General features: G+C 70.0%; 23 protein-coding genes. 8 read left to right on the top strand and 15 right to left on the bottom strand.

Annotation, left to right across the window (positions count from 1 at the left end; translation table 11 throughout):
* Positions 1-30: 30 nt before the first annotated feature.
* The gene (locus ACXJJ3_RS21410; RefSeq protein ID WP_458163441.1) at positions 31-1,002 is read left to right on the top strand and encodes a DUF5926 family protein; all 972 of its coding nucleotides are present in this window, start codon (positions 31-33) and stop codon (positions 1,000-1,002) included.
* 228 nt (positions 1,003-1,230) lie between these two features.
* Here ACXJJ3_RS21410 and ACXJJ3_RS21405 read toward each other — a convergent pair whose 3' ends face one another.
* The gene (locus tag ACXJJ3_RS21405; RefSeq protein WP_458163439.1) at positions 1,231-2,430 is read right to left on the bottom strand and encodes an arginine deiminase; all 1,200 of its coding nucleotides are present in this window, start codon (positions 2,428-2,430) and stop codon (positions 1,231-1,233) included.
* Between the two features lie 44 nt (positions 2,431-2,474).
* Positions 2,475-3,065, bottom strand: coding sequence for a dihydrofolate reductase family protein (locus ACXJJ3_RS21400; RefSeq protein WP_458163437.1), 591 nt, complete (start codon positions 3,063-3,065; stop codon positions 2,475-2,477).
* A gap of 174 nt (positions 3,066-3,239) precedes the next feature.
* On the opposite strand from ACXJJ3_RS21400, the gene ACXJJ3_RS21395 reads away from it, so the two are divergent.
* Both ACXJJ3_RS21395 and ACXJJ3_RS21390 read left to right on the top strand, forming a co-directional pair.
* The gene (locus tag ACXJJ3_RS21395) at positions 3,240-4,055 is read left to right on the top strand and encodes a glycosyltransferase (RefSeq protein WP_458163435.1); all 816 of its coding nucleotides are present in this window, start codon (positions 3,240-3,242) and stop codon (positions 4,053-4,055) included.
* On the top strand, positions 4,045-5,586 hold the full coding sequence (locus tag ACXJJ3_RS21390) for a DUF2029 domain-containing protein (RefSeq protein ID WP_458163433.1): 1,542 nt from the start codon (positions 4,045-4,047) through the stop codon (positions 5,584-5,586). The genes ACXJJ3_RS21395 and ACXJJ3_RS21390 overlap by 11 nt, the downstream gene beginning before the upstream one ends.
* A 21-nt stretch (positions 5,587-5,607) precedes the next feature.
* Here the strand turns inward: ACXJJ3_RS21390 and larC are convergent, their stop codons facing one another.
* On the bottom strand, positions 5,608-6,876 hold the full coding sequence (larC, locus tag ACXJJ3_RS21385) for a nickel pincer cofactor biosynthesis protein LarC (protein ID WP_458163432.1): 1,269 nt from the start codon (positions 6,874-6,876) through the stop codon (positions 5,608-5,610).
* Positions 6,876-7,583, bottom strand: a complete 708-nt coding sequence (gene larB / locus ACXJJ3_RS21380; RefSeq protein ID WP_458171928.1) for a nickel pincer cofactor biosynthesis protein LarB — start codon at positions 7,581-7,583, stop codon at positions 6,876-6,878. Before larB ends, larC begins: the two co-directional genes overlap by 1 nt.
* A 121-nt stretch (positions 7,584-7,704) precedes the next feature.
* Here larB and ACXJJ3_RS21375 point away from each other — a divergent pair, with 121 nt between their 5' ends.
* Positions 7,705-8,184 carry a DUF4446 family protein gene (locus ACXJJ3_RS21375; protein WP_458163430.1) on the top strand — a complete coding sequence of 160 codons (480 nt, stop codon included), beginning with the start codon at positions 7,705-7,707 and terminating at the stop codon, positions 8,182-8,184.
* A 557-nt stretch (positions 8,185-8,741) separates the two neighbouring features.
* On the opposite strand, the gene ACXJJ3_RS21370 is transcribed toward ACXJJ3_RS21375, so the two are convergent.
* Positions 8,742-10,337 carry a diacylglycerol kinase family protein gene (locus tag ACXJJ3_RS21370; RefSeq protein ID WP_458163428.1) on the bottom strand — a complete coding sequence of 532 codons (1,596 nt, stop codon included), beginning with the start codon at positions 10,335-10,337 and terminating at the stop codon, positions 8,742-8,744.
* Positions 10,338-10,430: 93 nt separating this feature from the next.
* Between ACXJJ3_RS21370 and serS the strand changes: the two genes are divergently transcribed.
* Together serS and ACXJJ3_RS21360 are read left to right on the top strand one after the other, a co-directional pair.
* On the top strand, positions 10,431-11,705 hold the full coding sequence (serS, locus tag ACXJJ3_RS21365) for a serine--tRNA ligase (protein ID WP_458163426.1): 1,275 nt from the start codon (positions 10,431-10,433) through the stop codon (positions 11,703-11,705).
* Positions 11,702-12,490, top strand: a complete 789-nt coding sequence (locus ACXJJ3_RS21360) for an HAD family hydrolase (protein ID WP_458163424.1) — start codon at positions 11,702-11,704, stop codon at positions 12,488-12,490. The genes serS and ACXJJ3_RS21360 overlap by 4 nt, the downstream gene beginning before the upstream one ends.
* A 121-nt stretch (positions 12,491-12,611) precedes the next feature.
* Here ACXJJ3_RS21360 and ACXJJ3_RS21355 read toward each other — a convergent pair whose 3' ends face one another.
* Complete coding sequence (locus ACXJJ3_RS21355) at positions 12,612-13,118, bottom strand: WhiB family transcriptional regulator (RefSeq protein WP_344188923.1); 507 nt, start codon at positions 13,116-13,118, stop codon at positions 12,612-12,614.
* 621 nt (positions 13,119-13,739) lie between these two features.
* On the opposite strand from ACXJJ3_RS21355, the gene ACXJJ3_RS21350 reads away from it, so the two are divergent.
* Positions 13,740-14,549, top strand: a complete 810-nt coding sequence (locus tag ACXJJ3_RS21350) for an HAD family hydrolase (protein ID WP_458163422.1) — start codon at positions 13,740-13,742, stop codon at positions 14,547-14,549.
* A 7-nt stretch (positions 14,550-14,556) separates the two neighbouring features.
* Here the strand turns inward: ACXJJ3_RS21350 and ACXJJ3_RS21345 are convergent, their stop codons facing one another.
* From ACXJJ3_RS21345 to ACXJJ3_RS21320, 6 genes are all read right to left on the bottom strand, one after another.
* On the bottom strand, positions 14,557-15,159 hold the full coding sequence (locus tag ACXJJ3_RS21345) for a bacterial proteasome activator family protein (protein WP_458163420.1): 603 nt from the start codon (positions 15,157-15,159) through the stop codon (positions 14,557-14,559).
* Positions 15,160-15,168: 9 nt separating this feature from the next.
* Positions 15,169-15,705, bottom strand: coding sequence for a CGNR zinc finger domain-containing protein (locus ACXJJ3_RS21340; protein ID WP_458163418.1), 537 nt, complete (start codon positions 15,703-15,705; stop codon positions 15,169-15,171).
* Between the two features lie 169 nt (positions 15,706-15,874).
* Complete coding sequence (locus ACXJJ3_RS21335; RefSeq protein ID WP_458163416.1) at positions 15,875-18,484, bottom strand: FtsX-like permease family protein; 2,610 nt, start codon at positions 18,482-18,484, stop codon at positions 15,875-15,877.
* Positions 18,484-19,287: an ABC transporter ATP-binding protein gene (locus ACXJJ3_RS21330; protein ID WP_458171927.1), complete on the bottom strand. Its 804-nt coding sequence runs from the start codon at positions 19,285-19,287 to the stop codon at positions 18,484-18,486. The genes ACXJJ3_RS21335 and ACXJJ3_RS21330 overlap by 1 nt, the downstream gene beginning before the upstream one ends.
* A complete protein-coding gene (locus ACXJJ3_RS21325; RefSeq protein WP_458163414.1) occupies positions 19,197-19,769 on the bottom strand; it encodes a PadR family transcriptional regulator in 573 nt (190 codons plus the stop codon). Before ACXJJ3_RS21325 ends, ACXJJ3_RS21330 begins: the two co-directional genes overlap by 91 nt.
* A gap of 34 nt (positions 19,770-19,803) precedes the next feature.
* Positions 19,804-20,376, bottom strand: a complete 573-nt coding sequence (locus ACXJJ3_RS21320; RefSeq protein ID WP_458163412.1) for a TetR/AcrR family transcriptional regulator — start codon at positions 20,374-20,376, stop codon at positions 19,804-19,806.
* A 73-nt stretch (positions 20,377-20,449) separates the two neighbouring features.
* On the opposite strand from ACXJJ3_RS21320, the gene ACXJJ3_RS21315 reads away from it, so the two are divergent.
* On the top strand, positions 20,450-20,869 hold the full coding sequence (locus ACXJJ3_RS21315) for a VOC family protein (protein ID WP_458163410.1): 420 nt from the start codon (positions 20,450-20,452) through the stop codon (positions 20,867-20,869).
* A gap of 14 nt (positions 20,870-20,883) precedes the next feature.
* Here ACXJJ3_RS21315 and ACXJJ3_RS21310 read toward each other — a convergent pair whose 3' ends face one another.
* From ACXJJ3_RS21310 to mobA, 3 genes are read right to left on the bottom strand one after another with little or no spacing between them, the layout of a single operon-like run.
* On the bottom strand, positions 20,884-21,861 hold the full coding sequence (locus tag ACXJJ3_RS21310) for an NAD(P)H-quinone oxidoreductase (RefSeq protein WP_458163408.1): 978 nt from the start codon (positions 21,859-21,861) through the stop codon (positions 20,884-20,886).
* A gap of 10 nt (positions 21,862-21,871) precedes the next feature.
* Entirely contained in the window at positions 21,872-22,729 is an 858-nt protein-coding gene (locus ACXJJ3_RS21305; RefSeq protein ID WP_458163406.1) for a phosphotransferase family protein, read from the bottom strand.
* 33 nt (positions 22,730-22,762) lie between these two features.
* Positions 22,763-23,338 carry a molybdenum cofactor guanylyltransferase gene (mobA, locus tag ACXJJ3_RS21300; protein WP_458163404.1) on the bottom strand — a complete coding sequence of 192 codons (576 nt, stop codon included), beginning with the start codon at positions 23,336-23,338 and terminating at the stop codon, positions 22,763-22,765.
* Between the last annotated feature and the right edge of the window lie 12 nt (positions 23,339-23,350).

The following is a 23,350-nucleotide window of genomic DNA, read 5'->3' as shown; positions in this document are numbered from 1 at the left end:
GGGTGGTGCGGGCTGTAAGACTGCGGGGTTATGGGAAAGAAGTCGCGTCAGCGCGCGAAGACCACGACTCCGACTGTCACGCTCGACCCGGCCGACCTGGTGGACGTCGGCCCGCGGGAACCCTGCCCGTGCGGCTCGGGCAAGCGGTTCAAGCAGTGCCACGGCAAGGACCGGGCGCAGACGGCGGACGCGTTCGTGGTCCGGCCGTTCGAGGGGCTGCCGTCGGAGTGTGACCTGATCGCGTTCCGCGAGATCGTCCCGTCCGGCAGCGTGCAGGTCGAGCTGGTCGGCGACAACGCCGGCAAGGTCGTGAACCTGGTGACCCTGCTGCCGATGGCGATGCCGGGCCTGGTCCGCGACGACGAGACGATCTGGATCGGCCTCCAGACGCACGCCTCCTCCGGCGACCCGAGCCGCGACCTCGGGCACGCGATCACCGCCGCGCTCCGGACCGAGCCCGGCAACCCGATCCAGCTCGGCGACCTGATGAAGGACGGCCCGCGGCTGCAGGACCTGATCGACACGAGCAAGCCGCTCGACATTACGGTCCACGAGGGCTTCGAGTACTGGGTCGGCGAGAACGTCGAGGACCCGACCGGCGAGGTCGCCGCGGGCCTGGAGCGGGCGAACGCCGCCGCGGCCCCGACGGTCCGGCTGGAGTCGGTCGACGCGGCGTACTGGACGCAGATCGGCGACCGCATCTACCTGCGCTGGGTGATGCCGCACACCGAGGAGACCCTGCTCGACGCGCTGGCCCGGCTGCACGCCGCCGGGTCGTCCGCGCTGGTGAACGGCAGCCGGCTGATCGGCTCGTTCCGCGCGCTCGGCGTACTGGCGCCGGTCTGGGAGCTGCCGGCCGGGACCGAGGCTGCCGACGTGGAGAAGCCGGCCGCGGACTTCGCTGCCGCGCTGGAGAAGGCGCTGGCGACCGAGGCGCCGCTGACCACCGAGGAACGCGCCGCCAAGGCCGGCCTGGCCAGCCGTCAGCTCACCATCCGCTGACTGCCTGCTCAGACGAGAACGCCCCCTCAGCCGCGGCTGAGGGGGCGTTTCTGCTGGCTTACAGTGGTCTAGGCCATGATCGTTCAAATGGCCTAGAAACGTGGACGGCCCAAGTCCTGCTGACGGGGGAGCAACAGGGCCTGGGCCTAGGCATGAAGATTACCCAGGAACCCCCTCCGCCACAACCCCCGATTTCACTCCGCGTGTCGCCGGCCTCACGGGCGTGCGTCAGGAGGTCAGCGGAGCCCGCAGTACCGGGCAGGACATGCAGCGCGGGCCGCCGCGGCCGGAGCCGAGTTCGGAGCCGGAGATCCGGACGACCTCGATGCCGGACTCCTCGAGGCGGGCGTTGGTCTCGACGGTGCGCTCGTACGCGATGCAGACCCGCGGGGCGACGGCCAGCGTGTTGTTCCCGTCGTCCCACTGCTCGCGTTCGGCGGTGACCGGGTCGAGGCCGGTGTCGATCCGGCGCAGGGTGTCGATGCCGAGCGCCTTCGCGGCCGCGACCAGGAACGGTTCGGGGGCCGCGATGTGCAGTTCTCCGCCGTCGGCGGTGACCGCGAGCGCGCGCATCTCCTCGGCCATGTTCGGGTACATCAGCACGGCGTCGGTGTCGACCATCGTGCAGACCGTGTCAAGGTGCATGGTCGCCCGCTGCTGCGCGATCGGTACGGCGAGAACGGTGTGCGCCAGGCCCTTCGCGAACACCCGCCGCGCCAGCCGCTCCACCCCGGCCGGTGTGGTCCGCTCCCCGACCCCGACCGCGAGGACGCCGGGACCGAGCGCGAGGACGTCGCCGCCTTCGACGTGCTCGAGCTGGTGGTCGTACACCTTGTCGGCGCCCGCGAACCGCGGGTGGAACGTGTAGATCAGCTCGGTCAGCTGCGTCTCGCGGCTCCGGGCCGGCATCGCCAGCGACGTGACCGCGACCGAGTCCCGGATCCAGACGCTCGAGTCCCGGGTGAAGAGCAGGTTCGGCAGCGGGTCGATGAGGAAGTCCTCGTGCGCCAGCAGTGACGTGACCAGCCCACCGGCGTGTACTTCGTCGTTGCGGACGCCGGCCATCAGCGCCTCGGCCAGCGCGGCCGGATCGAGATCGCCGAGGGCTGCCCGCAGGTGGTCGCGCAGGGTGTCGCCGAGCCGCAGGTCCTCCGTCGCGCCGGCGACCGCTTGGGCCCGCGCCTCGGGGTGCTCGAGGGACTCGGTGAGCAGCTCCCCGAGGTACAGCACCTCGACGTCGCGGTCGCGCAGCGCCTGGGCGAAGGCGTCGTGCTCGTCCTGCGCCCGGCCGACCCACGGGATGCCGTCGAACAGCAGCTTGTCGTTGTTCCGCGGGGTGAGCCGCCGGAGCTCGTTGCCGGGCCGGTGCAGCATCACCGTTCGCAGCCGGCCGACCTCACTGTCGACGCCGTACGTGCTCGCAGCCATCTGTCCACCCTACTCCCGGCAATGTGTCTGATTGTCCGACAATATCAGTCGCGGACGCGGTCGTAGAACAAGCAGAGGGCGCCGGACTCGGTGGGGGTGCTGGCGGTGAGCTTCCAGGACGTGGCCGGCAGTCCGTCCTCGAACAGCCGGGCGCCGGCGCCGACCAGCTCCGGGTCGAGGGTGATGCTGAGCCGGTCGATCTCGTCGGCCGCCAGCAGCGCGCGGATCACACTGGAGCTGGCCAGCACGATGATGTCGCCGCCGTCCTGGGCGCGGAGCTGCTTGACCACGTCCGCCGGCTCGCCGTCGGCGATCCGGGAGTTCCGCCAGGGCGCCTCGGTCAGCGTCGAGGAGAAGACGATCTTCTCGGTCTCGTTCAGCCACCGGGAGAACGTTCGGTCCTGTGGGGCGGCGTTCTCGTCGTCGGCGACCGACGGCCAGAAGCTGCCGAAGCCTTCGTAGTTCTTCCGGCCGAGCAGGGCGGTCGTGGCCGGGCCGGTGACCCGGAGCATGTGCTCGCGGGCGCCCTCGGTGATCGCGTGCGGAACGATCCAGCTCATGTCGTAGTCGCCGCCGGCGCCGTTGGTACGGCCGTCGAGCGAGAGCGAGATGTTCGCCACCACGATGCGGGTCATGTCGGTACCTCTTCCGGGTTCGTTGTACTGATGTCTCACATCCTGCGGCCGGCGCCCGGGGCCGAACATCTGCCAGCCGGCAGATATCCGCCGATCGTTCGAAAGAACGAGATGTCCACAGGCGGCCGATACTGAGGAGATCGATCGGCTGCCGAGGAACTAGGCTGCGGTGCTGTGCCCGGTGATGTTGTGTCCCCCGACAAGCCCGACGACAAGGAACCGTTCGAGCGCGCTGTCGCCTGCGTGATTCCGGCGAAGGACGAGGCCGACCGGATCGCGGCGACCGTGGACGCGGTGCACAAGATCATCGGCGTCGACCTGGTCGTGGTCGTCGACGACGGTTCCGCCGACCGGACCGCCGAGGTCGCCGAGCAGGCCGGCGCGGTCGTCGTCCGGCACGAGCGGAACCGGGGCAAGGCGGCGGCGATGGAGACCGGCGCGGCGGCCGTCGCCGAGCGCGACGGCGCCCGGCCGCGGCACCTGCTGTTCCTGGACGCCGACCTGACCGATACCGCGACCGCGGCCGGTCCGCTGATCGCGCCGGTGCAGACCGGGCGTGCGGACATGACCATCGGGACGCTGCCGGCGCAGGTCCGCGCCGACGGGTCGAAGGCCGGCGGCCACGGATTCGTCGTCCGGCTCGCCCGGGCCGGGATCCAGGAGGCGATCGGCTGGGCGCCCGAGCAGCCGTTGTCGGGGCAGCGGTGCCTGACCCGCGCCGCGTTCGACTCCGCCGTACCGCTGGCCGCCGGGTTCGGGGTGGAGACGTCGCTCACCATCGATCTCGGGCGGAAGGGCTTCCGGATCGTCGAGGTGCCGATCGAGGTCCGGCACCGCGCCACCGGGACCGACCTGCGCGGACAGCTGCACCGCGCGAAGCAGTACCTGCACGTCCGCCGTGCGCTCGCCGCCCGCAGCGCGCTGCCCGCGGACGGCGGTGGACCGTCGCTGCGCAGCCTGTTCCCGCGGAGACTCCGCAATGAGCACTGACCTCGGGATCAAGTACGGCCGCCGCGCGGTCGCTCTCTACCTGGCGTGTACGGCGCTGATCGTCGCGGTCGGCCTGCTCGGGCCGTCCGTCGTCGTGCTCACGCTGACCAACCGGCACCCGTGGCTCCCGTCGTACTGGTTCGACGCGAAGCCGAACGACTGGCTCGTGTCGGTGATGATCTACGTCGCGATCCTGCTCGGCGGGTACGGCGTCTACCTTGCCACCAAGGCGTTACGGCACGGCTGGGCACCGCGCGTCGACCGGTTGATTGCCCTGGGCATCGGTACGACGGCGGCCATCACGCTGGTGCCGCCGATGGCGTCCGGCGACGTGCTGATCTACGCGGCGTACGGGCGGATCATGGCGCTCGGCGGGGACCCGTACACGGCCTCGCCGGCCGACACCATCCGGCTCGGGTACGACCCGGTGATCACCGCGACCGAGCGTCCCTGGCAGGGCGCGCGCAGTGTGTACGGGCCGATCGCGACCTGGGTGCAGTGGCTGTCCTCGCTGATCGGCGGCGACTCCGCGCAGCTCACGGTGTGGATGCTGCAGCTGTCGATCGCGATCAGCCTGGTCGTCACCGGCCTGCTGCTGGTCAAGCTGGTCGGCAAGGACCTGCCGGCCAAGCGGCGCGTGATCATGCTCAGCCTGGCGAACCCGCTGCTGCTGTGGGCGGTGCTGGCCGGTGCGCACAACGACTCGATCGCGGTCATGTTCGCGGTGATCGCGCTGGTGCTGTTCCGGCGGCACATCTTCCTGGCCGGGCTGATGATCGGCGTCGCGGGCTGTACGAAGCTGTCGATCGGCCTGGTCGGCATCGCGATGCTGTGGGCGCTGCGCGCCGACCGGCGCAAGTGCGTGTACTTCTGCGGCGGCGGCGCGATCGCGATGGGCGGGCTGTACGCGATCGTCGGCCTGCAGGCGTTCCAGCAGGCGCGGTCGCAGACGTCGTTCATCTCCACCGGGACGCCGCACAAGGTGCTGCTCAGCTTCTTCACCCTGTTCCTGCCGAACGGCCTGGTTCGGACCGTGATCGCGATCCTCGCCTGGGTCGGGCTGATCGTGGTCGCGATCCTGCTCTGCCAGGTGTTCCCGAAGTCGCTGGTCCCGCAGACCCATCCCGACGACCCGACCCCGGCCGCGATCCGGTATACCGCGATCTACGCGATCGCCTGGTCGCTGACCGCGATGTACTCGCTGCCCTGGTACGACGTGATCGCCTGGGCCGCGCTGGCCGCGGTCGCGGCGTCGAAGGTCGACGGGTTGATGGTCGTCCGGACGACCATGCTCGCGATCGCGTACGTGCCCGGCCGGGACCCGCACGCCCGGCAGGTCGCCGCGAGCCTGACGGACTCGCTGGAGTTCTTCAGCTCGCGGCTCCGCGACACCCTCTGCCCCGCGATCGAGCTGGCGGTGCTGGTCGGGCTGATCCTCTGGGCGCGGCGCAACGGCGCCCAGTGGTGGCCGTACGACTGGCCCCGCCGGAAGCCGAAACCCGTGGTGGAGAAGGCGGCCGAGGTCGGCTAGTTCCAGGGCCGCCGGGGTCGGCTAGTTCCAGAGGGCCTCGGCGGCGGCGATCGCGCGGGCGAGGACGTGTTTGACCGGCTGGTTCAGCTCCGCGGCGGCGGCGACCACGTCGTCGTACTCCGGTTGCACGTTGACGACCTGACCGTCGTACCGGGCGATCTTGACGCTGATCGGGTGGCCGTCGAGCTTGATCGTGCTGAACTCGCGGTCCGCGGCGTGCTTGCGGATCGGGTACTCACGGAGGCCGATCGCGGACGTCTCGGTCAGCACGACGCGGCGGACGGCGTCGGCGTACGTGCTGGTCACGAGCACCGAGAGGGTGTGCGCCGGGCGGCCCTTCTTCATCAGGATCGGGGTCAGCCAGGCGTCCGCAGCCCCCGCCGCGAGCAGCTTCGCGAGCACCGGCGGCCAGAGTCGCGGGTCCAGGTCGTCGACGTTCGTCTCGTAGACCAGCTCGGTCGCCGGGCGGTCGGCCGACTCGCCGACGATCACGCGGAGGATGTTCGGCACCTCGACCGGGTCTCGCCCGCCGGCGCCGACACCCGTCGTGGTGACGCGCATGGGCGGCATCGGGCCGTACTCGTCCGCCAGCGTCGCGAGCAGCGCGGCCCCGGTCGGCGTGGTCATCTCGTACGGCGCCGTACCCCCGAGGACCGGGGCATCCGCCTCGGCCACGAGGTGCAGCACCGCCGGCCCCGGAATCGGAATCCCGCCGTGCTGACCGCGAACCTGCTTCCCGCTCCCGAGCGCGATCGGCGACACCACGACCCGCTCCAGCCCCAAACTCACCGCCGCGGCAGCAACCCCCACGATGTCCGCAATCGCATCCAACGCCCCCACCTCATGAAAGTGCACCACCTCCGGCTCCACCCCATGAGCCGCCCCCTCCGCCCGAGCCAACCGCGAAAACGTGTCAATCGCCCGCTCCCGCACAACCTCATCAAGCGAGGCTTCTTCCAACAACCGCCGCACATCAGCCCAAGCCCGAGTAGGCCCGTGCGAGTGCTGAGCCTCCTCGTGACCGTGACCGTGGCCGTGTCCGTGGCCGTGACCATGTCCGTGACCTGCGTCCGGGATGTTTTCCGGGTGGGGTGTGCCGTTGACCTCGACTGTTGCTTTGGTGGCGGCTATCTGGTGGCGGGCGGTGGTGGCGACTGTCACCGACAACGACGGGTCCACGGCGGCGACCGCCGTGTTCACGTACTCGACGTCGGCGCCGGCCGACAGCAGTGCGCCGAGGAGCATGTCGCCGGAGGCGCCGGCGGAGCAGTCGATCCAGGCTGTGCGCATCAGGCGTCCTTGGTTTCGCGAGGAGTGGACTGCCGGGCGACCCGGGCCGCGAACACCCCGGCCCCGAACCCGTTGTCGATGTTCACGACCGACACCCCCGGCGCGCACGAGTTCAGCATCCCGAGCAGTGCCGCGAGCCCGCCGAACGACGCGCCGTACCCGACCGACGTCGGCACCGCCACCAGCGGCACCCCGACCAGCCCGCCGACGACGCTCGGCAGCGCACCTTCCATCCCGGCGACCACGATCAGGCAGTCCGCCGCCGCGAGCCGCTCGCGGACCCCGAGGATCCGGTGCAGCCCGGCCACGCCGACGTCCGTGATCACGTCCACCCCGGCCCCGAACACCCGAGCCGTCGTCGCCGCCTCCGCCGCGACCGGCGCGTCCGACGTACCGGCCGCCACCACAGCCACCGTCCCGTGCGACGCCGGCGGCTCACCGAGGACCGCCGTACGCCCGACCGGGTCGACGACCGCGTCCGGCAGCCCGGCACGGACGGCCTCCTGCGCCTCGTCGGTCAGCCGGGTCGCGAGTACGGCGTGACCGGGGTGCGTCGCGTGCAGCGTACGGAGCAGCTCCACGACCTGAGACGGCGTCTTACCCGCGCCGTACACCACCTCGGCGTCGCCGGTACGGTCCAGCCGGTCGGTGTCGAGCCGGGCGAACCCGAGGTCGTGGACGCCCGGTTGTGGGCCCTGATCAGGCATATGTGTCACGCCGCGAATCTACGTTGCCGCGGCCCGAGGTACCGCATCCGCCCACAGCACGCACGCTGTGCGATCACCTGAACACTCAGGCAGAACACGCGATGCCTTAGGCTCTAGTTCTGTGTCTTCGACGTTAGCCGGTGCCTTCGGGGTCGCCGCCCTCTTCGTGGCGGTGCTTGCCCTGGTGTTCGCGATCCAGGCCCTACGGGCCCGGACAGGCCCGGCCGACGAACCCAGTACCCAGCCCGCGCCGGAACCCCAGCCCACCCAACCCGAGGCCAAGCCCGGCACGGTCAAGTCCGAACTCCGCCGACTCGACAAACAACTCGAGATCACCCGCGGCGAACTCAAGGAGACCCTGCAACACTTGGCGATCGTCCGGTACGACGCCTTCGGGGACACCGGCGGCAAGCTCTCCTGGTCGATGGCGCTCCTCGACAACAACGGCGACGGGGTCGTCCTCACGTCGATCAACAGCCGCGCCGACGCCCGCACGTACGCGAAGGAAATCAAGTCCTTCACCAGCGAGTCGAAGCTCTCCCCCGAAGAGGAAGAAGCCATCGACACCCTCCACAAAGAAGCCGGCCCCACGGTCGACTGAGCACGCTCGCGCGCAGGTGGTAGTCCCCCGCGTGCTTCCACCCGCCCACGGGCTTGGCGCCGGCCTTCTGCCCGCTGCCGCGGACGTTTTGCGAGCTGCCGCTCGCGGGTGACTGCGTAGGTGGAGGTGGTGCGTGAGGCTCGGCGTGATGGGTGGTTGCTGGGGTATGCGCACGGGCGGGTGTGCCGGACGGGTGAAGGCTGGTCCCCGGGCCTAGGTGGTAGCCGCGCGTGTAGGTGGTAGCCCGCCGTGTGCCTCGCAGCCGCTAGCCTCGTTGCGCTGCTCCTCGACGCGTCTGCTCCGCGCGCTCCCACCCGCCCACGGGCTTGGCGCCGGCCTTCTGCCCGCTGCGGCGGGCGTTCTGCGAGCTGCCGCTCGCGGGTGACTGCATGGTGGATCCGGCGCGTCCTGCACGGGTAGCTGGCAGTCGTCGTGGGTGGAGACAGTAACTGGTGACTGGGCACAGGCAATATCAGGTCCCCTGCGACCAGTTCTTGTGCTCCTCGACCACCACAAATCCAGCAGAAGAGCCGGATTTCCGGTCTCGCCGACCGCGTCTACCGGCGTTTCGGGACGCGGGCCGTCAAAGCGCCCGGTTCGATTTCGGTGGAGAGGTAGCGGCCGGGGCCTATGGGGTCGCCGTCCAGTTGGCGTTGGACGTCTACGGCGGCGTGGATTTCTACCTTGCGGCCGGTGAAGCGTTCCAGGTACATGTCTGTGCGTTTGGTGCGGGTCATCATCCCCCAGAGGACGATCGGCCACTGGGTCACGCGGCGGGGGGCGATCACGACGACGTCGAGGAGGCCGTCGTCGGGGCGGGCGTCGGGGAGGAGGGGGATGTTGGCCTGGAGCATGCCGACGTTGCCGATCACGACGGTGCGGACGCGGCGTTCGATGGGTTCGGCGTCGTCGATAGTGATCTGGACGCGGACGGACGGGTGGTTCACGTTCTTCGCCGCGGAGACGAGGTACGCGGTCCAGCCGATCTGTTTCTTCAGGTGCGGCGGGGCGTCGGACATGATCGCGGCGTCGAGGCCGAGGCCGGCCATTACGGCGTACCGGTCGTTGTCGAGTTCGTCGCCGTGGACGCCGACCAGGTCGATGCGGCGGTCGCGGCCTTCGAGGATCCGTTCGAGGGCGTCGTCGAGGTCGAGCGGGATGTGCAGGTTGCGGGCCAGCAGGTTGCCGGTGCCGGCGGGGATCACGCCGACCGGGATGCCGGTGTGGGCGAGGGCCGAGCAGACGACCCGGACGGTACCGTCGCCGCCGGCCACCAGCACCAGGTCCGACTCGTACTCGATCGCCTGTTTCGCCATCGCGTGCCCGGCGTCGTCCTCGCGGGTCTCCAGCCAGAGCGGGTCGTCGTACCCGCGGACCGCGAGCGCCCGGGTCACCTTGCGGCGGAACGCGACGCCGTCGCCGACCTTGATCGGGTTCACGATGACGGCGGCTCGCGGCGGGGCCGTCGTACCGTCGCCGTCGGAGTCCGCGCGCCGCCGGCGTCGCCGGAGTCCGGGGCGCAGGCCGAAGCCGATCGACGTCGCGGTGAGGATCGCCAGGCCGAGCGCCCAGCCGCCGAGGACGTCCGACACGTAGTGCACGTCGAGCGCGATCCGGTCCGCGGAGACGAGCCACACGACCGCGATCACCGGCAGCAGCACGAGCAGCCGGAACCGCCGCCGCCAGCCGCGCACGGACGGCAGTACGACGCCCAGCGCCCCGGCCAGCACGAACGCGGCCGTCGCATGCCCCGAGACGTACGAGAACCCGCTCGTCTCGACCAGCATCCCGGCCGGCCGCTCGCGCTCGAAGACTGCCTTCACGACCTGGACCAGCACCAGCTCCGCGACCGCGGTCGTCAGCAGCCAGATCGTCAGCAGCCGCGCCCGGCGATGCCAGAGGTACGCCGCCACGATCGCGATCACGGCCCGCGTCGTCCACGGCACCGCGACCGCGCTGACGACCTGCCAGAAGTCGACCAGCCCCTCGTGCGCGGCGCCGTACGCCGAAGCGCGCGCGGCGACCGACTGGTCCCAGCGGGCCAGCGGCGGCCAGTGCCCGAAAACCAGCAGGGTGATCACGGTGAACGGCAGGGCACCCAGCACGACCGTGAGCGCACGGCCGACCGCGGTACTGGGTGGGTGGTGGTTCATCGGCCGCTCGGATCCCCCTCGATGATGGCTGTTGCCAGCCCATCATCCCGAATAGACTTCGCCGCTTCAGACACGCCCCGATACCCTCAGGGTGTGATTGACGCGAAACTGCTCCGTGAGAACCCTGATGTCGTGCGCGCCGCCCTGACCAAGCGTGGCGAGAGTACGGACGTGGTCGACCAGATCCTGGTCGCCGACAGTGAGCGTCGATCGTCCATCTCCGCCTTCGAGGCGCTCCGGGCCGAGCAGAAGTCGCTCGGCAAGCAGGTCGCCCAGGCCAAGGGCGACGAGCGGGCCGCGCTGCTGGAGCGCACCAAGACGCTGGCCGCCGAGGTGAAGGCCAACGAGGCCGCCGCGAACGAGGCCGGCAGCCGGTACGACGCGCTCGCCGCCGCGCTGCCGAACCTGGTCTCGGACGAGGCCCCGGTCGGCGGCGAAGACGACTTCGTCGTGGTCGAGGAGGTCGGCAAGCCGCGGGACTTCGCCGCGGAGGGCTTCGAGCCCCGCGACCACCTGGCGCTCGGCGAGCTGCTCGGCGCGATCGACATGGAGCGTGGCGCCAAGATCTCGGGCAGCCGGTTCTACTTCCTCAAGGGTGTCGGCATGCTGCTCCAGCTCGGCATGCTGCAGCTGGCGGTCCAGCAGGCGGTGGAGAACGGCTTCACCCCGATGATCACGCCGACCCTGGTCAAGCCCGAGGTGATGGGTGGCACCGGCTACCTGTCGGCGCACGACGACGTCTACCGCCTCGAGGACCCCGAGCTGTACCTGACCGGTACCTCGGAGGTCGCGCTGGCCGGGTACCACATGGACGAGATCCTCGACCTGGCCAACGGTCCGATCCGGTACGCCGGCTGGTCGTCGTGCTACCGGAAGGAAGCCGGGTCGCACGGGAAGGACACCCGAGGGATCATCCGCGTCCACCAGTTCGACAAGGTCGAGATGTTCTCCTACTGCAGCCTGGAGGATGCGGCCGCCGAGCACCTGCGGCTGCTGGCCTGGGAGAAGGAGATGCTCGACAAGATGGAGCTCAGCTACCGGGTGATCGACACCGCCACCGGCGATCTCGGCGTCTCGGCGTACCGGAAGTTCGACTGCGAGGCGTGGGTGCCGACGCAGGGCCGGTACCGCGAGCTGACCTCGACGTCGAACTGCACGGACTTCCAGGCCCGCCGGCTGAACATCCGGCACCGGGACGCCGACGGCCGGACGCAGCCGGTCGCGACGCTGAACGGCACGTTGGCCACCACCCGGTGGATCGTCGCGATCCTGGAGACGCACCAGCTGGCCGACGGCTCGGTCCGGGTGCCGACCGCACTGCGCCCGTACGTCGGCGGCCGCGAGGTCCTCGAACCGGTCGCTCGATGACGGAACAGCCGACTGTTGTTGCCCTGGACATCGATGGCACGCTGATCGACCACGACGACGCGATGTCGCCGGCGGTGCTGGACGCGGTACGACGGGCCGCCGCGCGGGTGCCCGTCGTACTGGCCACCGGTCGCGCCTGGTCGACGACCAAGCCGATCGCCGAACGGCTCGGGCTGCCGGCCGACGGATTGGTTGTCTGTAGCAACGGTGCGCGCACGATGCGGTACCCGGACGGTGCGGTCGTCGACGAGCGGACGTTCGATCCGTCGACGGTGATCGCGTCGGTGCGCAGGTACGCGCCGAACGCGCGGATGGCGGTCGAGGACAGCGACGGCAGCTACCTGGTCACCGCGCCGTTCCCGGACGGCGACCTCGGGGCGAACGCGAAGATCCGCGTGGTCGGCGACGACGAGCTCGCGCCGCAACCCGTGACCCGGTTGATCATCCGCGACCCGGAGCAGTCCGAGAACGACTTTGTCCAACTGGCGGAACGCCTCGGCCTGCACGGGGTGAGCTACTTCGTCGGCTGGACCGCCTGGCTGGACATCGCACCGGAAGGCGTGGACAAGTCGACCGGCCTGAAGGTGGCGCTCGCGCAGCTCGACCTGGATCCGTCCGGCCTGCTGGCGATCGGTGACGGCCGCAACGACATCGAGATGCTCACGTACGCCGGTCTCGGCGTCGCGATGGGTTCCGCCCCCGAAGAGGTCAAGGCAGCCGCCGACGAGGTCACGAAGTCGGTGCAGGACGACGGCGTCGCGGCCATACTCAACCGCTGGTTCTGAGTCAAGTCCTTTCGGTCAGCGCCGAAATCTTGACAGCTGACAAGTAAAGGCCCGGAAACCCTGTGTGCACAGGATTTCCGGGCCTTTGAACCGATAGTCCGCTGGCGGGCCGAATATCGGCTCAGGCGACGCGTGTACTGCCCGTCCGGCGCTGCTGGTGCTGCTCGACGACCGTGTCGAACGCGTCCAGCACGGCGCTGACCTGCGGCCGGGGCCGCGGGGTCTTCGCTGCCGGGCTCTGGCCGCGGCGCGCACGCCGCAGGTGCCGCTTGACCGTCGACAGCGAGCAGCCGAGGCGCATGGCCAGCGACTCGAGGCTGTCGTTCGGGTACTGGGTGCGCAGCCGCAGGACTTCTTCGTGGCTCACCGGCCGGCGCGTCCCCCGCGCGCCGGCAAGCTGGTCGAAGTCGTCGGCCTGCACCTCGACGTCGAGCAGGTTCCGGATCGAACGCCGTTGTGCAGCAGTGGTTCCGGCGACGAAACCGCTCACGTCGTGCTCCGCGACCGCGCTGTACAGGCAGTCGGTGAAGAGCGGGCAGGAGGCGCACAGCGCCTTTGCTTCGCGCACGAGCTGTTCGTAGCGCTCGCGGGTACGTCGGGTGGCAGATGCAGGCGGCGGCTCTTCCATCAGGCGATGCTGAAAGACATCCGAACGGGCAATACAGCCGGTCATTGCCCCTTCCCTGGTGGAAGATGTGTCGACAGCCGCTCGAGAGCTACTGCCCCCCGGCCCCGTTAGGTTGGCGCTGTTGACGGTCATCAAGGCTCCCCAAGTATCAGGACCCGAGTGAACGAACGGTGAACGTCGTTCGTTCGCACGGCTCCACTAGCTGGTGGACCCGCACTTTGTTGCCGGCCCACCGTGTCGTCCCGGGCGTGGGACGCACCGATCCATAACTCTTGACGCCACTACTGCGGTTTTGGTTGCAGCCAATTCCGCAACAGTTCTTCGACGTTTGTGTGTGCTTCCGGAGGTGGGGCGGCATCAGTCGCGCTGATCCAGAACACGCATACGACGCGGCCGAACAGCCCCCGGTTCCCCGCCAGACCTCCGCATGAAATCATGCGCCAACCGTGCGATGCAGGGGAACTTGCTGCCTTTGCAGCATCCTGCCGTAACGGTCTGATGACGTTGTCAAAAGCTCAATCAGATAAGTCAAAAAGGCCTCAATCCAGGCCCCGACCGCTTGCGCACACCGTACTCGGAAGGGTAATGCGGGACAGGGTCGTCCGGCGATACGGTGAACCCGTGACGGCTTCGCATCAACCCCGCCTGATAGCCACCGATCTCGACGGAACGCTCGTCCGCAGTGACGGAACGGTGTCCGAACGCACCCGCGCCGCGGTGCTCGCGGCCCAGGCCGCCGGAAGTGTTTTCGTGATGGTCACCGCCCGGCCACCTCGCTGGCTGCACGACCTGTCGTACCTGGTCGGTGCGCACGGTGTCGCGATTGTTGCCAACGGCGCCATTCTGTACGACGTCCTGCACCGTAAGGCGATCCGCACCCGGCTGATCGATCCGGCCGTCGGGCTCGAGGTCGCGCAGGCGATCCGGGCGGCGATCCCGGACGTACAGTTCGCCATCGAGCGACCGAACCGCTACGGACAGGAACCGGTCTACCTGAACCGCTGGCCGAAACCCGTCGACACGTTGGTCGCGAGCGTCGAGGAACTGCTCGCGGAGCCGGCCGCGAAACTGTTGGTGCGGCATCCGAGTCTGCACTCCGACGACCTGCTCGCGCTGGTGAATCCGTTGGTCGGCCAACGAGTGACCGCGAGCCACAGCGGAGGTCACGGTTTGGTGGAGATTTCCGCGACCGGGGTCTCGAAGGCCGCGATGCTCGCCGATTTCGCCGCCACACAAGGGATCTCGGCTGCTGAGACGATCGCCTTCGGTGACTCGGTCAACGATCTGCCGATGCTCGCCTGGGCCGGTACGTCGTACGGCGTCGCGAACGCGCATCCCGACGTACTCGCGGTGGTGGACCGGACCGCCCCCGCAAACGACGAGGACGGCGTCGCCGCCGTCCTCGAGGAGTTCTTCCAGCCTGTGAACTAAGAGGGTTCTACAAGTACATCCCGCCGCTGCCCGGGCCGTCGGTGGCCTGGGGCGCGTCGGGGAACTGTCCGTCCGGGGGCAGCTGATGACCGCCGGGGAGGGCCCGGCGCATCTGCTCCAGCTGCTGCCGTGCGGCCATCTGCTGCGCGAACAGCGCCGTCTGAATGCCGTGGAACAGGCCCTCGAGCCAGCCCACCAGCTGGGCCTGCGCGATCCGCAGCTCGGCGTCGGTGGGCGTGCTGTCGTCGGTGAAGTCGAGGCTGAGCCGTTCCAGCTCCTCGACCAGCTCCGGCGCCAGACCGCTCTCCAGTTCCTTGATCGACGCCTCGTGGATCGACCGCAGCCGCGCCCGGGAGGCTTCGTCGAGCGGCGCCGACTTCACCTCTTCCAGCAGCTGCCGGATCATGTTGGCGACCCGCATCACCTTGGCCGGCTGTTCGACCAGCTCGGTCACCGAACGCGGTTCGTCGTCGTGCTCGTCGTCGTCCTTGTCGGAGCGCGGCGGTCCCTCGACGGCCATGCCGTCCGGCCCGACGATCAGCACCTTGCCGTCTTCGGTCCGCGCCCCGGCCATCGGAACTTCCTGGCCCTCGCTGCTGCTCTCGCTCATCTCCCCATCCTAGGCGTCTGATACGCGGGCGCGGTGGCGGCGTACGGCGTCGCGGTTGGCGCAGGCGGGGCTGCAGTAGCGCTGGCGGCCGGTGCGGGAGAGGTCGGCGTACACGGTGTCGCAGCCGTCCGTTGCGCAGCGGCCGAGGCGGGTGATGCCACGGCCCGCGAGGTGCAGCGCCGTACCGGTGCTGATCAGTGTCGCGACCAGCCGTCCGACGGGGACGTGGTCCGGCCGGTAGTGCATGTGCCAGCCGTCGCCGGCGTGGTTGGTGAGCCGCGGATGCTCGGTGTACTTCGCGAGCATCGCGTTCACCAGATCCACCCGGCTCTGCTCGTCCGCGGCGTCCACGACCTGCAGCCACTCGTCGAGCGCCGTCCGTACGGCGGCCAGGTCCGCGGCGGTCACCTGCCGCTCGCGGACCAGCCGGCTCTCGACACCGCTCTCCTCGCAGCGCCCGGCCAGCTCCCGCGGCGTACTCGCCGGCCGGGTGACCAGGTTCACCGCGAGCAGCACCGCGTCGGCGCCGTAAGGGTTGAGATGCATAATGCCATTACATCACGATGGATCCATGACAGAAGTCCACCGCCACCGCTGGAGCGCGGTCTCCAGCCACCAGGTCAGCGAAGGCCTGGTGGTGTACCAACGCTGCGCCTGCGGCCAATGGCGCATCACCAGCACACCCCCGTACCCCGTCGCGTACCCCGAGGTCGCGCTAATTGATACGGCTGACCATCGGTAGCCGCGACCGCGTGAGCAGCCACGCGAGCAGACCGGCGAACAGCGGTACGACGACCACGATCCCGGCCAGCTCCGCCCACGGGACCGTGAAGCGCGGCGACCCGAACGCGGCGTGCGCGGTGTAGCCGTACAGCGCGCCGACCCCCACGCCCAGCACGCACCCCAGCTGACCGAGCACCCACGCCTGGGCCGCCGCGAGCGATCGCCGGCGCCGCGGTGGGGCGCCGATCGCCGCCAGCGTCGCGAGATCGGCCCGGCCCTCGGCGGCGGACAACGAGACCGAGATCGCGACGCCGAGCAGCGTCACCACGGTGGCTGCGAGCAGGATCCCGATCAGGAACAGCCGGCCCGGGTTCTGGTACCCCTTCTCCACCGTGAGCCCGTCGTCCGCGCCGAGCAGCCGGCTGACCGCGGCGAGCTGGTCCTTCGACGGGTCGCCGGACAGCTCGAAGTGCACCTCGGACACCCGGATCGTGCCCAGCTGCCGGGCCGCGTCCGGGCTGATCAGCGCGGTGTCGCGGAGGAACTGGACCGCGGGCGGCGTACCGAACGACACCGCGTCGAGGTCCCGGAGCATCTTGTTGTCGTCATCGTTGTGCATGCCAACCTTCTGCCCGGCCTTCAACGGCACGCCCGGTACGACGACCTTGCCGTCCCGCAGCGCGGCCGCGGCCTGCTCGCCGTACGCGCCGAACTGCGCGACGAATGCCGGATCGGCCGTCAGCAGCGAGAAGCTGTCGGACCCCTCGAAGTTCTCCGGCGTCGCGACCGCGAGGACCGGCGTGTAGCCGTACTGGTTGGCCTTTGCGTTCGGCAACAGGACGTCGCCGAGCTCGTACTGCTGCCGCACCGGCAGGATCCCGTCCAGGTCGCTGATCAGCTCCGGCCGATACGTCAGCGCACCGGGAACGCCTTGATCAAAACGCAGTACGGCGTTGCCGTGCTTGCTGGCGGCAACGTAGTTCGCCGCGTCCGCCGCGATCGAGTTGGCCGCGGCGAACGCGACCGCCGCGGTACCGGCGACCGCCATCATGATCGCCGCCGTCGCCGGGCCTGTCCGGTGCCGGTGCCGGGACGCGTCGCGGAGCGCCATTCGGCCGCTCAACGGCAGAATCCGAGCCAGCCCGGCCGCCTTCGCGACCAGGCTCGGCAGCATCCACACCAGCGCGACGATCGTGGCCGTGATCCCGAGCAGTACGAGCGCGATCGGGCCGTTCGGCGTCGCGGTCGCCTGGCTGCCGAGCGACGTGTTCCGCGCCGACTTCAGCGTCGCGCCGAGCTGGGCGCTGCCCGCGAACACGCAGACCAGACCGACGACCAGCAGGACGACGGTGACGATCCGGATGCGTGCCGCCTTCGCGTTCACGGCGAACTTCCCGGCCAGCGCCGCCACCGGCGCCTGCCGCCCGGCGCTGATCGCCGGTACGACGGCCGCGGCGATCCCGGCGCCGATCCCGAGCAGCGCGATCGCGACGAGCATCCCCCACGGGATCTGCCACGCGGTGATCACCGAGTCGGTCATCGTCTCCCAGACCGGCTTCACGCTGAACACCGCGACCGCGGCGATCACGAGTCCGCCGAGCACCCCGACCAGCCCGGCGAACAGGCCCTGCATCACGACGATCCGCCGGACGTCGCCCGGCGTACCCCCGGCGGCCAGCACCAGGCCGAGCTCGCGGGTCTGCCGGCGGGCGCCGACCGCGAACGCGGTCCCGGCGAGCAGCACGATCTCCAGGATCCCGAAGCCGAGCACCAGCGCCATCGCGGCGTACGGTCCCGCGGGCGACCCGGGGGTGCCGAACGGGGACGGCGGCGGGTCGACGATCGTTGCTCGTGGCAAGAGGAACAGGCCCTGGTCGACGAGCTTCGCGTTCAGCTGATCGGCGTCCGCGGAGTCCGGGAGATCGACCAGGTACTGGACGGTGCGGGTCGGATCGGGCTCGGTCAGCGCGGTGTCCGGCGTACCGAAGACGGTCGGCGTGCTCTGGGTGCTGAGCATCCGGGCGATGCCGACGACGGTGTACTTCGTACCGTCCGCGCTGGTCACGGTGTCGCTCGACCCGAGTTTCGCGGCGAGCGACGGCGAGATCGCGACCTCGTCGGCCTTCGCGGGCATGCGGCCCTTGTCGAGCTTGACGGTCCCGATGGTCAGCGGGCTCGCGCCGTCGCCGACGACCAGCGTGGCGGCGGTCCGCGAGTCCGGTGTCCGCAGTTGGATCATCCCGGCGTCGACGAGTTGCCGAGCGATCGTGCTCCCGGGCGGCAGCAGCGGCAGCGGGTCGAAGGTCCCCGGGGTCCGGACGGGCTTCTCGTGTCCGGTGGACGGCGGCGGTTGGCCGTACAGCTCCTGCCCTTGGGTGACGTCGACCTTGTCGTACTGCGTGACGTCGAGGCGCGCGTCCGCGCGGCCGATCGTGTGGTTCGCGAGCGTTTCCCCGCTCGGATCCGCGCTCTTCAGCACGATGCCCAGCCAGGTCGCGGCCATCACCGGCAGACCGATCAACGCGGCGACGAGCAGCGTGCGGCCGAGCGATCTTCGTGCCGTCCGCCGGGCGATCCGCAGCGGCGGGCCCCACTGCCCCATCAGTTGCTCTCCTGCAGCAGCGCGTCCGCGTCGAGGAGTGGGCCTGCCTGGCCGACGAGGACGCCGTCGCGGAGGTAGACGACGCGGTCCGCCCAGGCGGCGTGGCGGGCGTCGTGGGTGACGAGGACGCCGCCGATGCCGTGCTGGTCGCAGCGGTCGCGGAGCAGGCGCAGTACGGCCTCGCCGGTGTCCGAGTCGAGGGCGCCGGTCGGCTCGTCCGCGAGCAGGAGGCGGCGTTCGCCGACGATCGCGCGGGCGATCGCGACGCGTTGCCGTTGGCCGCCGGACATGTCGTCGGGGAAGCGGTCCGCGAGTTCGTCGATGCCGACCTCCTGGAGGGCGGTGATCGCGTACTTGCGGGCGCTGCGGGTGCGGGTGCCGTCCAGTTCGAGCGGAAGTGCGACGTTCTCGGCGGCGGTCAGTGCCGGGATCAGGTTGAAGTCCTGGAACACGTAGCCGATCCGGCGCCGGCGGAGCGCGGCCACGGCGTTCGTTCCGAGGGTCGCGAGGTCGTTGCCGTCGACAAGTACTTCGCCGGCGGTCGGCCGGTCGAGTCCGCCGGCGCAGGTCAGCAACGTCGACTTGCCGGAGCCAGACGGGCCCATCACGGCGACCAGTTCGCCGGCGGCGACGCCCAGATCCACGCCCCGCAAGGCGTGCACGGCCTGCTCGCCCGCGCCGTGCGTCCTGGTCAGGTTGCGGATGTCGAGGATCACGAGCGGGCCTCCTGCTCGTCCGGCGCGTCGTACTTCTGCGGCACGGCGCGCGGCGCACCGCGGTGCCGTAACAGCATCGCCTCGCAGTGGTCGAGCCAGCGGATCTCGGCCTCGGCGCCGAAGATCATCGACTCGATCACGAGCTGCCAGGAGATCTCGGCCTCGGTGCTGTTCCGCTTCAGCCGGGTCAGCTCCTGCAGGGACTGCATCGTCGACATCCGCTGCCGCTGGACCACGGCGCGGACGTCCACGCCCGGGACCGCGAGGGCGAGCGCGAGTTTGATCGCGAGCTCGTCGCGCGGCCTTGACTCCCGGGTGACGGGCGTCGCGAACCACTTCGCGAGCTCGGTCCGGCCGGCGTCGGTGATCTCGTACATCGACCGTCCGTCGCCCTCGGTGGACGCGGCCCGGACGAGCCCGTCACGCTCCAGGCGGGTGAGCGTGGTGTAGACCTGCCCGATGTTCAGCGGCCAGGTCGCCCCGGTGGCGGCTTCGAACTCGCCGCGGAGCTGATAGCCGTACTTCGGCTCGTCCTGGAGCAGCGCCAGCAATCCATGCTTGATCGACATGGATACCGAGTATGCATACCGGGTATGCGAGTCGTCAATCCTCCTGGTGCAATCGGCGGACCAGGCGCTCGGTGATCGCGTGCACGTCGTACGGGCGGCCGGTGCCCGGTGTCAGCAGGTCGAGCATCAGGCCGTCGATCGCGAAGTGCAGCAACCGGATCTCCTCGGCGCCGCCCGGGAGGCCGGCGTGCGCGTTGAAGGCGACGTCGGCGTCGAACCCCTGGCGGAGCGTGCGGGACAGGATCTCGCGCAGTCCCGGCCGGCGGGCCGCTTCGAGGCGGAGCTCGAACAGGGCGAGCGTGAGCTCAGGGCGCGCGAGCAGGCGCTCGACGATGTAGTGCACGTAGTCGATCGAGAGGTCGATCCCGGGTTCGCGGTTCGCCAGCGGTTCGAGGACGGCTTCGTCCGGGGCGAGGCGTTCGAAGATCCGCTCGCCGAGGGCGCCGAGCAGGGCGTCGCGGGACTTGAAGTAGTTGGACGCCGTACCGGCCGGGAGTCCGGCGGCGGCGTCGACCGCACGGTGGGTCAGGCCGCGGGCGCCCTGGGCGGCGAGTACGTCGAGGCCGGCGTCGGCGAGCTGGGTACGGCGTTCCGGGTTGCGGGGCATGTTGACAGGTTAGCAGGAGTTCCACTACAACTGTCGTGCACAACAACAACAGCTGTAGTATTTAGGAGAATGTATGCAACCCGCAGTCTTCGGCGCGACCGTGGTCACCGACCGGCCGTCGGACGTCGCCGCCTTCTACACGCAGTACCTCGACCTGCAGGTCGGGATCGATCTCGGCTGGTTCATCACCGTGCGCCGCGGGACGGCCGACTGGGAGCTGGCGATCTGCGAGCGCGGCCATCCGACGGTCCCGGCAGCCGTGTCCGCGCTGACCGAGAGCACGAACGTCTTCGGCTTCATCGTCGACGACGCCGACAAGGTCGCGGCCGCCCTCCGCGAAGGCGGCGTACACCTCGAAGGCGAACCGGTCACCGAGCCCTTCGGCCAACGCCACTTCTTCGTCCGCGACCCGGCCGGCACCTGGATCGACGTGATCCAGCTGGTCGAACCTGACCCCGAATGGGTCGCGGCGCACCTGCCGACGGCACCATGATCCGCAGGTCCGCCTCAGATCGTGAGGAGGACCTTGCCCAGTTGGGTGGACTGTTCCAGCGTCTCGTGTGCCTTGGCGACCTCGGCGAGGGGGAACGTCGAGTGCACGACCGGGCGGACCTTCTTCTCGGCGATCAGCGGCCAGACGTGGCCGACGACCTCGGCGAGGATTCGACCCTTGTCCTCGACCGAGCGGAACCGCAGCCCGGTCGCGATCACCGAGCCGCGCTTGCTGAGCAGCCGGCCGAGGTCCAGTTCGCCCTTGGCGCCGCCCTGCATCCCGATCACCACCAGCCGCCCGTCGAACGCGAGCGTCTTCACGTTGTCGGTCAGGTACTTCGCGCCCATGATGTCGAGGATCACGTCCGCCCCGGCGCCCTTGGTGGCCTCCGCGACCACGGACGCCCACTCGGCTTCCTTGTAGTTGATCGCGACGTCCGCGCCGAGCCGGGTACAGAACGCCATCTTCTCGGCGCTGCCGACCGTCGTCAGCACCCGGGCGCCGTGCGCGACGCCGAGCTGGATCGCCATCGACCCGATCCCGGACGAGCCTCCGTGCACGAGCAGCGTCTCGCCGGCCTTCAGGTGCGCGGTCATGAACACGTTGGACCAGACCGTCGCCACGACCTCGGGCAATGCGGCCGCGCTGACCAGGTCGAGCCCGTCCGGCACCGGCATCACTTGCGGGGCGGGGACGACGACCTTCTCGGCGTACCCGCCGCCGGCCAGCAGCGCGCAGCACTCGTCACCGACCGACCAGCCCTCGACCTCGGCACCGACCGCCGCGATCCGGCCGGACACCTCGAGCCCGATCGTGCCCGGCGCACCGGGCGGCGGCGGGTAGAAACCCTGGCGCTGCATCAGATCGGCCCGGTTCACGCCGGCCGCGACGACGTCGATGACGACCTCGTCGACAGCCGGTTCCGGGTCCGGGATCTCGCCGATCCCGAGGACGTCGATCCCGCCGGTCCCTTCACACACGACAGCTCGCATGCTGCTCAACCTACTTGACGAGCCTTTCCATGTCCCGCGCGATGCTGTCCAGGTAAGTGGTTTCGCCGATCGACTTGAACCAGTCCCAGAGTTCGAGCGAGTGGTAGAGCCGATAGAGGTCGATCCGGTCCTGCGGTACGGCGCCGTACCCGTCGTACAGGCCGGCGAGTTTGTCGGCGTTGTCGTGTGCGGAGTACTGGATCGTCTTCGCGAGGTCGACGAGCGGGTCGGCGGCGATCGCGTTCTCCACGTCGATGAAGCCGCTGACCTGCCAGGTCACCGGATCCACGAGGATGTTGCCTTCGTGGAAGTCGTTGTGGCACAGGACGGCGGCCGTGTTCTCCGCGAACAGGTGCTGGTGGCGGTCGACGTGCTCCGCGATCTTCGCGTGCAGGTCGCGGTCGCCGCCGAGCTCCGCGAATTCGCGCAGCTTCTTGGTGAACTGGCGGCGCATGTACTGGTCGTTGTCCGGCAGTGGGTCGAGGATCTGATCGGTGAGATAGCCGTACTCCGGTTGCCCGATGCGGTGGATCTTCCGGAGCAGCTCGCCCAGCTGTCGGTACGTCGTACGCCAGTCGGCCGGGGCTGCCTGCGAGAGCGGTATGCCGTCGAGCTTGCTGAGGATCGTGACGCCGTCGCCGACGTGCAGCACCTTCGGGACCTGGCCGCCGACCTCGGGTTCGAGCATGCCGTACACATGGACTTCCTTGGCCTGCTTCCAGCGCCACTCCGGCGCGTAGACCTTCACGATCACCGGGGCGTCCGCGGTCTGCACCTCGTACACGGTGCTGAGCTGACCGCCGGTGCGTTCGGTGACCGGGCCGGCCTTGGTTTTCAGCGCGTCCTCGACCAACTGTGCGACGTCCATGGTGTCGAACCTAGGGGCGCCGTCCAGCGGTTTTCAGTCGTCCAGGTCGGCCCAGGTGTCGACGTCGTCGCCCGCGCGGGACGGCTCGGTCCAGGTGAGGTCGAGGGCGGCGAGCGTACGGCGTACCGACTTGTCCCGCGGGTCGCCGACCTGCGCGATCGCGGAAGCCAAGGCGGTACGCCGGTACGCCGTGGCGAGCTGCTGCTCCTGGCCGGAGGTGTCGCGCAGGCCGAACCCGTCGTGCCCGCCGAACCCGTCGTGCCCGCCGAGCCCGTCGTGCCCGCCGAGCCCGTCGACCAGCCGGGCGACGTCGTCCGCGGTGATCCACGGCAGGTCACAGCTGACCACCACAACCACCGGCGCCACCCCATGAGCCAGCCCCGCAGCCAACCCCGCCACCGGCCCGCCCGCCGGTGGATCCTCCACCGTCCAGGCCACCTCCCGGCATGCCGTACGCCTCGGCCCGACCACGACGGTGGACGCAGCCCCCGCCGTGGCCGTCAGCACGCGATCCAGCAACGACACCCCGTCCAGCACGAGCATCGCCTTGTCCACCCCGCCGAACCGCGTAGACCCACCCCCGGCCAACACCACCGCATCAAAGTCCACCCCCGCAGTCTC

Source organism: Kribbella sp. WER1, assembly GCF_054189145.1.
Note: the sequence above shows the minus strand (reverse complement) of the source record. Positions and strands in the feature narration are given on the sequence as shown.